General features: G+C 49.7%; 12 protein-coding genes. 3 read left to right on the top strand and 9 right to left on the bottom strand.

What is annotated here, in order from left to right:
• Window positions 1-186: 186 nt before the first annotated feature.
• Window positions 187-309, bottom strand: coding sequence for a hypothetical protein (locus tag O9H85_RS05025; RefSeq protein ID WP_269880197.1), 123 nt, complete (start codon window positions 307-309; stop codon window positions 187-189).
• Window positions 310-649: 340 nt separating this feature from the next.
• On the opposite strand from O9H85_RS05025, the gene O9H85_RS05020 reads away from it, so the two are divergent.
• Both O9H85_RS05020 and O9H85_RS05015 read left to right on the top strand, forming a co-directional pair.
• Window positions 650-1,423 (top strand): alpha/beta fold hydrolase, encoded by a 774-nt coding sequence (locus tag O9H85_RS05020; protein ID WP_269880196.1) that lies wholly within the window; start codon window positions 650-652, stop codon window positions 1,421-1,423.
• A gap of 140 nt (window positions 1,424-1,563) precedes the next feature.
• Window positions 1,564-2,148, top strand: a complete 585-nt coding sequence (locus O9H85_RS05015) for a DUF421 domain-containing protein (protein WP_269880195.1) — start codon at window positions 1,564-1,566, stop codon at window positions 2,146-2,148.
• A gap of 169 nt (window positions 2,149-2,317) precedes the next feature.
• Here the strand turns inward: O9H85_RS05015 and O9H85_RS05010 are convergent, their stop codons facing one another.
• The 3 genes from O9H85_RS05010 to O9H85_RS05000 are packed head-to-tail and all read right to left on the bottom strand — an operon-like array spanning window position 2,318 to window position 5,252.
• Complete coding sequence (locus O9H85_RS05010; RefSeq protein WP_269880194.1) at window positions 2,318-3,214, bottom strand: glycine betaine ABC transporter substrate-binding protein; 897 nt, start codon at window positions 3,212-3,214, stop codon at window positions 2,318-2,320.
• Window positions 3,215-3,217: 3 nt separating this feature from the next.
• Entirely contained in the window at window positions 3,218-4,057 is an 840-nt protein-coding gene (locus O9H85_RS05005; RefSeq protein WP_269880193.1) for an ABC transporter permease, read from the bottom strand.
• Window positions 4,032-5,252, bottom strand: a complete 1,221-nt coding sequence (locus O9H85_RS05000; RefSeq protein WP_269880192.1) for a quaternary amine ABC transporter ATP-binding protein — start codon at window positions 5,250-5,252, stop codon at window positions 4,032-4,034. Before O9H85_RS05000 ends, O9H85_RS05005 begins: the two co-directional genes overlap by 26 nt.
• Before the next feature lie 253 nt (window positions 5,253-5,505).
• On the opposite strand from O9H85_RS05000, the gene O9H85_RS04995 reads away from it, so the two are divergent.
• Entirely contained in the window at window positions 5,506-6,090 is a 585-nt protein-coding gene (locus tag O9H85_RS04995) for a GbsR/MarR family transcriptional regulator (RefSeq protein WP_269880191.1), read from the top strand.
• Window positions 6,091-6,375: 285 nt separating this feature from the next.
• Here O9H85_RS04995 and O9H85_RS04990 read toward each other — a convergent pair whose 3' ends face one another.
• From O9H85_RS04990 to O9H85_RS04970, 5 genes are all read right to left on the bottom strand, one after another.
• Window positions 6,376-7,149, bottom strand: a complete 774-nt coding sequence (locus O9H85_RS04990) for a spermidine synthase (protein ID WP_409348105.1) — start codon at window positions 7,147-7,149, stop codon at window positions 6,376-6,378.
• Window positions 7,150-7,572: 423 nt separating this feature from the next.
• On the bottom strand, window positions 7,573-8,076 hold the full coding sequence (locus O9H85_RS04985; RefSeq protein ID WP_269880190.1) for a DinB family protein: 504 nt from the start codon (window positions 8,074-8,076) through the stop codon (window positions 7,573-7,575).
• 429 nt (window positions 8,077-8,505) lie between these two features.
• Window positions 8,506-9,081 carry a dihydrofolate reductase family protein gene (locus O9H85_RS04980; RefSeq protein WP_269880189.1) on the bottom strand — a complete coding sequence of 192 codons (576 nt, stop codon included), beginning with the start codon at window positions 9,079-9,081 and terminating at the stop codon, window positions 8,506-8,508.
• A gap of 50 nt (window positions 9,082-9,131) precedes the next feature.
• The gene (locus tag O9H85_RS04975; protein WP_269880188.1) at window positions 9,132-10,535 is read right to left on the bottom strand and encodes an MFS transporter; all 1,404 of its coding nucleotides are present in this window, start codon (window positions 10,533-10,535) and stop codon (window positions 9,132-9,134) included.
• A gap of 129 nt (window positions 10,536-10,664) precedes the next feature.
• Window positions 10,665-11,474 carry a helix-turn-helix domain-containing protein gene (locus O9H85_RS04970; protein WP_269880187.1) on the bottom strand — a complete coding sequence of 270 codons (810 nt, stop codon included), beginning with the start codon at window positions 11,472-11,474 and terminating at the stop codon, window positions 10,665-10,667.
• Window positions 11,475-11,713: the final 239 nt, after the last annotated feature.

The following is an 11,713-nucleotide window of genomic DNA, read 5'->3' as shown; positions in this document are numbered from 1 at the left end:
CAACGCGCGCCTCTCCAGGCGAACGTTACGGCGCTGCACGGCGGGCGGGCAGACCCCATGCTGGTCACGTCTACGCCGGCTCGAAGTGAACCTCCGGGCGCTTAGAGCGAAGCCGAGATCACCAGCAGTACTCGCTATACCACAATGTGCGGCAAAGGAAAAGAGAGAGCTCTCTCTTTTTTCTTTTTATTCTTCGTCTTCATCTTCGATGCAATCGTTGGGAACGACAACATATGTATTTTCACCGACCGTTACGGACCAATCCTCTTGCGACTGAAACAGCTCGCGCAGCAGAGTGTCCAGCTCCACGGATGACTCACTTCCTTATGTTAGGCTTCCATCTAAGGTTAAACCTTTTATATTAAAGTAACCTTAACGCAGGATTAGTATTCCGTGACATTACATTGAAGCTATCCAGCACGATCGCGAGGTCCTTCTCACCGGTTATATCCAGAAATAGGAACGGCATTTTCGTGCTCCCGATTACGGTACCCGCGATCACATTCTTCGCGATGATGCCATAATTACCAAATATTACTATAATGGAGATTATAAATTATAGCAAAATTGTTAATCCTAAACATCGGCTCTTTGATGATTCAAATAAGATGCCTGCATATCACTACATCCTAAGGAGAAACCGGAACTCATGCCTAACGATACGATTAATGGAGCCTCCATTTATTATAGAGACATGGGAAAAGGTACGGCCGTTATTTTTATCCACCCGCCCGTTCTCACCAGCTTAACCTTTAAACACCAATATCGCGGTTTATCCGGCCAATTCCGCCTCATCGGATTGGACATCCGCGGGCACGGAAAAAGCCTTCCTTCCGGACAAGCTGTGACTTATCCGCTTATTGTAGAAGATATTAAAGCTTTAATGGACCTGCTGAACATTGAAAAAGCTTTCATTTGCGGCTACTCCACAGGCGGGTCGGTTGTGCTTGAATTTTTGCTGACTTATCCGGACAAGGCGTTAGGCGGCATCGTGATTGGAGGCATGTCGGAAGTCAACGATTTGAAGTTAAAAAACAAAATTTCTATCGGCATCGTGCTTGCCAAAGCGGGTTGCGTCGGTACGATCGCTTTAGCCAATGCTTGGTCCAATTCGCAAAGCTTGAGCTATTTTCGGGAATTATTCCTCGATGGAAAAAACGGAAATGCCAACAATGCGGAACAATATTATCAATACAGCCTGCAATATAACTGCACCGCCCTGCTGGAAAAGATTCCACACCGAGTGTTACTCGTCTATGGAGAAAAGGATCCGCTCTTTCACCCGTATGCAAAATTATTGCACGAGCGGCTGCCGAACAATCAATTGGTTTATGTCAAGCAAATGGACCACCGGATTCCCGCCAAGGCAGCCGAGCAATTGAACGGATTGATCACAACCTTTATTCGTGAGAACCTTCAATAATAATCGTATTTAAGTACACACGCATAAACATATACCGCGTACACGGATGAGTTCGATAAGAATAACAGGCATCTCCAAGGGGTAAATTATGGGAATCATGGGATGAAGGGAACGGATTATTTCACTAAGGGGTGCCGGGTATGACTTTTATGTGGGAAGCCTTGCTAATATTATTCGTCGGTTTTTGCTTGCTCCGTGTTGCAGGCAAAAAAACCGTATCGGAAATGACGGGTCTTGAAATCATAACTCTGTTATCCATAGCGTCGGTTATAGGCCATGCCGTGTCGGAAGGAGGGCTATGGGAAACGATCGTGACCATTTGCATTTTTGTATCGCTTTTAATAACGGTCCAATACTTGGCGATTAAATTTAATTTAATAGAAAAAATATTTATGGGACATGCAACCCTCGTCATTCAAGACGGCAAAATCATTCCTAAAAACTTGAAAAAATTGCGCATGTCCGTTGATCAACTCGAGACAAGATTCCGTGAAAAAGGCCTCTCCTCCATCTCCGATGTAAAAAGCGCCACCATTGAAATCAACGGAAGCCTTGGATACGAGCTGATGAGACATGCCAAGCCCGTAACCGTCAGCGAATTGGAACAATTGCTGGCCAAGCTTCCCTTCCATCTACAACTGCAGAAACCGACGCCTCAAGATAATCTTTTTGACGAAATCGTGAATCACTCCCATCAAAAAGAGATTTCGCCGGACCTTCAATGATGGGATGGAACAAACATGGCTTAAATGAAGATGATAAATCTTGCTGCTGTTCAATACCTTCACCTCTGGTGCGAGGATCATCGAAATCCGAAAAAATGGAACAGGAGCAGTCCCGCCGGGACGGACTCTCTCCTATTCCTTCTAAGAAAATGTCTAAGCAATTATTTACCTATTTTTTCTTTAAGTCTTCAATCGACTTTATATTCATATAGGATGGTACGACAAGACCGATCCTCGTTCCCTTGAGATTCACGCCAAGGTCCTCATATTTCCCCTTGAATTTATCGTAATAGTCCTTATGGGTGGTCGGCAGCCAAGCGGCGACGGTTGCGTCGACATCCCCGCTCGATATGCCCGCCCACATCGGACCGGCTTCAACCTGCATAAGCTCCACCTTCATCCCGAGCTTGTTTTCCAGTACTTGCTTGATCACGTTGGTGCTGGCGATCTCGGAGTCCCATGCCACGTAAGCTAGCTTGATCTTCTTCCCCTCTTGTTTGTCGATCCCTTTCACCCATTCATCCGCTTTGGCCGCATTGGATTTCAGCCACTCGGCCGCCGCCTCCTCCGGCTTCTTGCCCTCTTGGATGGAAATCATCACCTTGGCCATGTCGTCCGGAGTCCACTTGAAAGCACTCAGCAACCGGTACGCTGAAGGAAGGTCGTTCTTCAACCCGTTCCTTGCAATCGTATGAATCTCTTCGTCTCCCCCGTATACCCCTTTAGGATCCTCCAAATATTTCAGGTCATATTTGGCAAACATCCAGTGAGGGGTCCAGCCGGTAACAATGATCGGCTTCTTGCTCTTATAAGCTTTATCCAGCGCTGCCGCCATGGCCGCACCGGACCCTTCAACAAGCTTCCAATCCTTCAAGTCGTAGGTCTGGAGAGCCTTCTCGGTTGCATTCATAATTCCCGCGCCCGGGTCGATCCCAATAATTTGGTATTTCACTTGATCTCCGACGAACGCCGAATCGGCTGCTGCAGGTTTATCATGGGCGCACCCCGACAAGATCGCCGTGCTGAGAAGAGAAAGCATCGCGATCGATTTCATCGTTCTTTTCATCTATTACACGCTCCTTTTTTGTTTGCCTCTCATTAAATATTGGGTCAACCGGTCTAGCAGAATGGCCAAGATGACAATCGCCAGGCCGGCCTCGAAGCCCTGCCCTGTCTTGATTTGTGTGACGGCCCGGTACACATCCGCCCCGATGCCCTGGGCTCCGATCATCGAGGCGATGACCACCATGGACAAGGCAAGCATAATCGTTTGATTGATCCCTGCCATCATGGAAGGCACTGCCAGGGGGAGTTGGACCTTAAACAGCTTCTGGGCGGCGGTCGAGCCGAATGCTTCCGATGCCTCCACCAGATCGGACGGCACTTGGCGGATGCCCAGGTTCGTCAGCCGGATGGTCGGAGGGACGGCGAAGATAACGGAGGCGATCACCCCAGGTACGACGCCGAGACCGAAGAACGTAACGGCCGGGATCAAATACACGAAGGCCGGCATCGTCTGCATGAAATCCAGCACCGGCGTGAGAACGTTCTGGGACCTGTTGCTGCTTGCGCAGAGGATGCCGAGCGGCACGCCCAAGACGATAGAGATGAAGGCGGAAGTCATCACAAGAGCCAGGGTATCCATGGTCGGCTCCCAATAACCGAGGTCGGATATGAGCAGAAGACCCAGAAGCGTGAAGAGCCCTAAGGTCCATCTCGTTAACCAGAATGCGGCCACCGTCAGAATGACAATCATCAGCCATGCCGGAGGGAAATGAAAGATGAAGGAAAATAAGCCGACCACTCCTCCGATGAAGGAAGAGACCGCATCAAATAGCGGTGAGAAGTGTCGTTCCAATGCATCCACCCCAGCTTCGACCCAATCAGCTAAAGGAAGCTTCGGCAACATGCGACTCCACCTCCTTTTCCGGCGCATGACCCGCCAGAGCGCCCAGTACGGCTCCGCGGACAATAACGCCTTGAATACGCCCGTTCTCGTTCACGACGCCGACCGGGTACTTCGATGTCCCGCAGATGTCGAACAAGTCATGGAGCAGCACGCCGGGAGTCACTACCGGAGTATCCCGGATGACGATGTCCTCCAGTGTACGTCCTTCCTTGGCGGCGACCGATGCATCGTCGGCGGTGATGACGCCGATCAGCTTCTTACCGCGGTCCACGACGAACAGATTCGAAATGCCGCTGTCCCTCATCAGCTGCAGAGCAACCCTCGGTCCCCGGTCCAAACCGATCGTTTCCGGTCGGCGCATGACATGCGAGGCGGTCAACACCTTAGACAGATCGACATCCTCCACGAATCGCTCGACATATTCGTTGGCCGGGTTAATCATGATCTCCTCCGGCGTGCCGATCTGGATGACGGCTCCGTCCTTCATCAGGGCAATCCGGTCCCCGATCCGCAGCGCTTCATCCAAATCATGCGTAATGAATACAATCGTTTTCTTCATCTTATCTTGCAGCTCGAGCAGTTCATCCTGCATATCCTTGCGGATTAATGGGTCCAATGCGCTGAACGCCTCATCCATCAGCAGAATGTCCGGATCATTGGCCAAAGCTCTCGCCAGTCCGACACGCTGCTGCATCCCGCCGCTGAGCTGATCGGGATAGCTCTTCTCCCAAGCCTCCAATCCGACCAGACGCAAAGCTTCGGAGGCTCTCGTCTGTCTTTCCTTCTTCGGAAGCCCCTGCACCTCTAGCCCGTATTCCGCGTTCTCGAGTACGGTCCGGTGCGGGAACAAAGCGAATTTTTGAAACACCATGGAAATGGTGCTGCGCCTTAGCTGCCGAAGCTGCTCCGCACTCATCTTCATCAGATCCTCGCCATGGATGGCGATGCTTCCCTGCGTCGGTTCGATCAGGCGGTTCAGCAAGCGCACCAATGTCGATTTTCCGCTGCCCGATAGCCCCATAATGACGAAAATTTCTCCAGCCTCAATGGTGAATTGAACCCGGTTAACCCCCACGGTCAGCTTGGTTTCCTTAAGAATTTTCTCTTTGCTCCAACCTTCGGCGAGGAGCGGCAAAGCCCTTTCGGGTTCGCTCCCGAATACCTTGGTCAGCTCTTTCACCTCAATAATGGCCACAGGAACACCTCATTCTATTTCGTTTCCAGCACTCTTACTTCAGTCTAAAGACAGAAAAAGAAAGTGTCAACCGTTTTATACGTTTATATTGTATGTACAGAAAAAACTTTATAGACTTTTATTTTAAAATGCTGTATTATTCTATCGAATGCTCACGTATTAGCTTCTTTACTTTGTCTTTAATGTTTCTTACAATGAATCACAGCGACATGATTTGAAGAGATGGTCACCGACAGAGGAGCGGGTAGGAACGATGCACAGTGCAATGGGGAATAGTTCTGAACAAGAACAAATTATAGAAAAAGCGAGAAAGCGCGTAATTGAAGCGATCGGCAAGAACATGGACCTGTACGGCATTACGCTTTCCACGGGGCTGCTGTATGGATTGATGTTTTTCCAGGACAAGCCGATGACCCTCGACGAAATGGGAGAAGCCATGGAAATGAGCAAGACTAGCATGAGTACAGGGATTCGCACGCTGGTCGATTTAAATATGGTGAACAAAGTATGGGAGAAGGGTTCGCGGAAGGACTTATACGAGGTGGAACGCGATTGGCACCAGAATTTCACGGATTTCTTCGTGATTAAATGGCGCAAGGCGGTTGAAATGAATTTACAGGCGATCCGGAAATCGTTGTCGGAGCTCCGCAGCCTGTCAGGCAAGCATACGGAGGAAGACCCTCTTCCAAATGTCCGCTTGCAAGCGGACATTTGGAAGCTCACCCAAGCCGAGAGCTACTATTTATGGCTGGACCGCTTGATCGATACGATGGAATCCGGGGAAATTTACAATCTCGTACCGAAAGAAGCGGACGAACCTGTGCAACCTAAGCCGTAAACTGCGTACGGGAACAAGAGGAACAAAAAAGCAGCAGCCTTCCTGCCTTTGGCCTCTGGGGGATTATACTTGAAAAGATCTAATTGCGGTATTAATTTATTGTTTAGATGTACAAAATAGCATTCTGGGGCGCCTTATTCGGTCAACTCGAGGCAGCACCGAGTTGACCGAGAGCCAGGTCCTAATCCGACTACGCGTTTCCGGGCCTAACTAGGAATGAACTATAAACGGCAGCCGAAGAACATGAAATTCCTGTTCTCGGCTGCCGCCGCTTTTTCTATGGAGCTATAAAGACCGCCTTCCATCAGGATCTCTTGGAACACTGTCCATGATCACATGACCTTGCTCTAATTCAATCTCAACAAAGCCTGCCATTTCCCGCGGCTGGCCTTCGAAAGCGTTGTTGCTGCCGATCACAAGGATATTCCGTATGTCGAACGCCCCTTTACCCGGCAAGCAAAATGCTTTGGAATAGGCATAGGCTTCCTTCAGCGTCGTGTGAATGGCATTGATTAGCTTGTCGTTCCTGATCTTCCCCATAAGATTCATCATAATCGATCCGTGGGAGCGGAGCTTCTCCGAGGTCATCTTGAAAAATTCCACGGTTGTCAAATGGGACGGCGTCCCCTTTTTGTTAAAGGCGTCCAAGATAATATAATCAAACGTATCCGGCGCTTCCTCCGAAAGGATCCGGCGTCCGTCCCCAATCATCACATTCTCCTTCTCGTATCCAAAAAAAGCCTTGCTTAACTCTACGACTTTCCCGTCGATTTCAGCAACCGTAAACCTCTTCTCCGGGTAATGGCCGGCGATCGTTCCGATCCCGTGCCCGATGACAAATACGTTGTCGAACGCCGGACGGTAGAACTCCATGAAATGGATCATCGCCCTTGGGTATTCCATCACGATGCGCTTCGGATTACTCAAGTCGATTGCGCCTTGTACGGCATCATCCGAAAACTGCAGCCATCTATATCTTCCGAGTTCCCCTTCGAAGTTAGCGGCTTCGTAAACGCTAATCTCATGATAAGTGCTGTATTCCTTGGCTAGCAGATGCAAGTGTTCGATCTCCTTCAGGATCATTTTTGCCGATTCTTATTAAACTCCTTTGGAAAGGCGTATCTATTGTATTCAAGGTCCGGGTTCAATCTCCTTGTTGAACAGCGACGTGATGCAATCCAAGATTACCTGAAGCAGCTTCATCCCAGCGAAAAAAAGCCGCGATTTTGCGGCTTCGAATGGGTCTCTATCCTACGTGCATCTAACGCGCTTTTCTGTTCCGTCGACGAAAAACGAACCATGCGATTCCGGCGATACTGGCTGCAAGCAATAAGCTGAATGCGATGATGTAGCTCAGATGAAATAGACTCATGCCGTTCCATCCCTCCTTATTAAGAAAGCTACACTTATAGGATGAAAAAGAATCGCTATATTATTCGGGCTTTGGGATTGGAGGGCCAAGCTATGTCTCGAATGCACCTATTATGTTGAATACCAAAACAGCGCATACTCCGTCATAACGGAAGCGTGGCCCAGCTGCCTCATCATGGCCGTAATGTTGCCTCGGTGATACGTTCCATGATTCACGATCTGAAGAACGATTTCCGAATATTTCGTTTCCCGTATTCCGGCATAAGGATTATCCAGCACCATGGTTTGATCAAGGTTTTCGTGTTGGCTGAAGAACGATTTATACCGCTGAGCTAATTCGATAAACATTGTTCCCAACTCCTCAATCGACTTGCTTCCGATAGGCTCCTTTAATGAATTGGCTATTGCTATTGCTTCCTTCATGCTTATGCCTGACAGAATGTCCAACCAGCAAGAATCGGTCATATAAATATGGGGCATCACTTTGGATATCGATGGAAAAACGCTGACGATCTCCTGTTCGTAAAGCTCTTTTGGAAGCTCTTGTAATCGTTTGAGTATGGTTTGATTGGCCCACACGTGGTAATCGAACATTTCTAAAGCAGGATGCGGCATAAAATAGTAACCTCCTATATCGCTATCGTTTTATGATTACCTGAATCATAACACGACGACCCTGACAGCTATCTGTCAAGGTTGATTCCCTCAACGCAAAAAGCTGCCTTCCGGCAGCTCCAGGCTGTAGAGAAACCCATGAAGTAAAGAAATCTGCTTCGATACCCCGATGGGGTATCCCCTTCCGGCCGCTGTTGTTATCGGAAAATATTCAATTTATTCGCTTTTGCAGCGGTCATTTTCCGATAACAAAGGCGGACGCTATCGCTCCTACAGGGGATACCCCACCTATACCTTAGCATTTTTCCTGCATATCCGGGTTTCTCGTCAGTGTGAAGCTGCCTTCCGGCAGCTCAGCTTTTATTGCGTTTAACGATTGGAGCAAGGAACGAACATAAGTTCGCTCCAATGAACATAACGCCAGAAGCGTTATTCTTTCCTGTCCGGTCGGTAGGTGAGTACAACGATGCCGGAACGGAACGTCTTGGTCTCTACAAGCGTCATTACCTTCTTACCGGTTCCCTCCTGGAAGAATCGCTTGCCGCTCCCAAGGACAACAGGATGAACCATGAGCCGGTACTCATCGATCAGATCATGCTGCATCAGCATATGTACCAGTTGTCTGCTGCCAGCGACCAGAATGTCCTGACCCGGCTGCCGCTTCAGCTCGTTCAACGCTTCCGCGATATTTCCCTTGATCAGTATGGAATTGTTCCACTCCAGCTCTTCCAGAGTCGATGAAACAACGTACTTGGGAAGGCTGTTCATTCGGTCGGCAAAATCATCGTCACTCTTCCTGGAAGGCCATGCTGCCGCAAAGCCCTGATAGGTTACCCGCCCCAGCAGAAGGGCGCCGCTATCAAATAGCTCATCGCGTTTATATTTCATATATTCTTCGTTGAAGAATGGAAAGCTCCAGCCTCCGTGCTCAAAGCCTTCGCCGCCGCCGGGGTCTTCCATCACGCCATCCAGTGTCAAGAACGCCGACACAATAATTTTTCGCATATCGATCTCCTTTGGTTTGGAATAGTTCATTCAATAAGCGCCGCTATTGCTTAGGCCGGTTCTTTGGCTGGCTGAGGGGCTCTTTTACCGAATACGAAGAAATAAAAGAGCGCACTGGCCGCAACCACAAAGCTTAATATCAGAATGAGGTTGCCGTACAAATAAGCATGCGGGTCGGAAATCAACGGATGGAGGTGAAAAGAGAGCAGCTGCCGCTCCATGGCTTTGGCGACCAAAGCCGTTACGACTGCGCCGGAGATCGTCGATGTCATATTGAACAGTCCCATGCCGACACCGATTTGTTGAACGGGCAGAATCTGCGTAACGCTCTCCGTTAGTGCGGTTTGCACAAAGGAAAATCCGATGTACATCAGGATAAGGGCCGTCCCGATGAACCATACCCAAAGCCCGATGGAGGAGGATTGGACCAGAAGACTAATTGCAATGGAAGCCAGCCCCAGGTACACGACAAAATGGCTCCCGCGCTTGACCGTCATCCGGCCGGCTACTCCTCCGAAGACGACTGCGCTGATGGCTCCCGGAAACATGATAAGCCCGATGTTTTCCGTGCTCAGGCCATACATTTTATTTAACATAAGCGGAATGACAAACATGACGGACATCACGGTGCCGAAGATAAGAAAGCCGATGATCAGCCCGCTCCGGTATCGCGAATTCGTGAAAAGGGCGGGATCGACGAACGGTTCCTCCGTCCGGCGAATCTGGACGATAAACAGGACAAGAGCCAGAAGGGCTGTGAGCAAATAAAGCCAGCTCGCAGCTGTCGTAAATAAAATCAGCATCGTCACGACAAGGCCTAGCAGAACGGCTCCTACCAGATCCAGCTTGCCCTGTCTGCGTTGTTCGTCCGGCAGAAACTTCCGGAAGAAAGGAATGGCGAAGATCGCGGGAAGCGAAAGAAGAAACAAATAAGCCCAGTGAAACGATCCCGAGATATATCCGCCGAGTACCGGGCCGATTCCTACCGCGAAAGAAGCTATCGAAGTTATCATTCCAAACATCTTGCCGCGTTCTTCCACCGTAAAGAATCGGGCTACCATGACAAAGACCAATGCCGGGATGGCCGACCCGCCGATCCCTTGAACCGCCCGTGCGGCAATGACGGCAGGGTACCAGGCTTGCAAGACAAAGCCTAGAATGGATCCCAGACAGTACAGGCTGATTCCGATTGTAATCAGCTTCTTAACGCTAAACATATCGGACAGCTTTCCGAAGATGACCATGCCCATGCCGAAAACGATAAAAAAGATCGTCACGATCCAGCTTACGCCGGGGGCATCCAGCCCGAACTGCTTGGCTATGCTTGGGGTGGATACGTTGAAGACCGATTCGTTCAGTACGGCAAAAAAGATGACGTAATAAATCCAGAGCACGCTTTTCTTTATTTCTGTAGTGCCCCCCACTGCTTTAGTATGGCTCTCCATAGCTTTCATTATATATGCTTCCTCCTTCTATTCCTGGCTCCTATGCGGCTAGCATCGTCAGCAGGCTGCTTGATTCCGGCATTATAAGTGAATGCAGTACACCTCCTTATTCTAACATGCGGCGAATACGGTAATTTCTTACCGATTGCGGTTTTCTCTGACCCGATTGAGGAAATTGTTCATCAACAAGGGAAGGGAAATAAGAATGGGCGGATCGTCAGGACGCGGAAGGTAGAGTGTAACCTGCTGATAAGGGACGGCGGAATGGGGTCTGACGACAATCGGCTGCTTCGACCGGGTGCGTAAGGTCGTATGCGGAAGCAGGATATCCATCGCATTCGACTCCCAAGCGACGGATGTGGCCATTAGGAAGTATGTCCCCGGTTTGACGTCCGTAAAACAAAAATGTCCCAAAGAAGACAGCACCGTTCCGTATAGGGGGAATCCCTCGGGAATCGGTTTGGCAAACAAGCCGATCAGAATAACGCCCTCGAACGGAACCTCCGCCTGGACCGTTCCTTGGATTACGGCCCGCGCGGCGGAACCGGGAGCTGAGAACGGAGGCGATGGCCGCCAAGCTTTCAGCTTGCGCAAGGAACGGAAGTGCCGGTCAGCAAAATGCATGGAATTCCTGAATTCGGACGGAGTCATACCGACCCTTTCCGTAAATCGGGTCGTGAAGGTTCCAAGACTTTGCTGTCCGATCTCCAATCCGATATCCCGGACGCTCAAATTCGTGTGCAGCAGCAAATCCTTGGCCTTCTGCAGCCGGAGGGAAGAGACATAGTACAGCGGCGGGAGGCCGATTCTTTCTTTAAAAATGCGCGTAAAATGGTACGGACTATAGGCTGCATAACCGGCCAACCGGGATAATGGAAGCGGCTCATCTAGATGCTGATATATATAATCGATCACCTCGTCAATTTCGGTATACTGTCCTGTCAGCACTCCCGCACCTTCTTTCCATACTTTAGTTCGGCCGAACGATAAGGAACAATTGTTCGCATTTATATTACCACAAATTTCATGTTATTGGAACCATCAACATTTTGGGTGCTGTTCGGTCATGTATGTCAGAAGGATCCGAGCTTGAACCACGACAGATTCTGCTCTACGGGACATGAGCAGCGGTTCATCCCCCCCCACCATCCTGGACCTTAGTCGGGGGCAAAACAGAACGCGAGTCC

Source organism: Paenibacillus gyeongsangnamensis, from assembly GCF_027533625.1.
In the GTDB taxonomy this organism is placed as follows: domain Bacteria; phylum Bacillota; class Bacilli; order Paenibacillales; family NBRC-103111; genus Paenibacillus_G; species Paenibacillus_G gyeongsangnamensis.
Note: the sequence above shows the minus strand (reverse complement) of the source record. Positions and strands in the feature narration are given on the sequence as shown.

Coding starts and splice junctions, on each gene's coding strand:
- O9H85_RS05010 (WP_269880194.1), bottom strand. CDS start 3,214: ATGAAAAGAACGATGAAATCGATCGCGATGCTTTCTCTTCTCAGCACG.
- O9H85_RS05005 (WP_269880193.1), bottom strand. CDS start 4,057: ATGTTGCCGAAGCTTCCTTTAGCTGATTGGGTCGAAGCTGGGGTGGAT.
- O9H85_RS04995 (WP_269880191.1), top strand. CDS start 5,506: ATGCACAGTGCAATGGGGAATAGTTCTGAACAAGAACAAATTATAGAA.
- O9H85_RS05020 (WP_269880196.1), top strand. CDS start 650: ATGCCTAACGATACGATTAATGGAGCCTCCATTTATTATAGAGACATG.
- O9H85_RS04980 (WP_269880189.1), bottom strand. CDS start 9,081: ATGCGAAAAATTATTGTGTCGGCGTTCTTGACACTGGATGGCGTGATG.
- O9H85_RS05015 (WP_269880195.1), top strand. CDS start 1,564: ATGACTTTTATGTGGGAAGCCTTGCTAATATTATTCGTCGGTTTTTGC.
- O9H85_RS04975 (WP_269880188.1), bottom strand. CDS start 10,535: ATGAAAGCTATGGAGAGCCATACTAAAGCAGTGGGGGGCACTACAGAA.
- O9H85_RS04985 (WP_269880190.1), bottom strand. CDS start 8,076: ATGCCGCATCCTGCTTTAGAAATGTTCGATTACCACGTGTGGGCCAAT.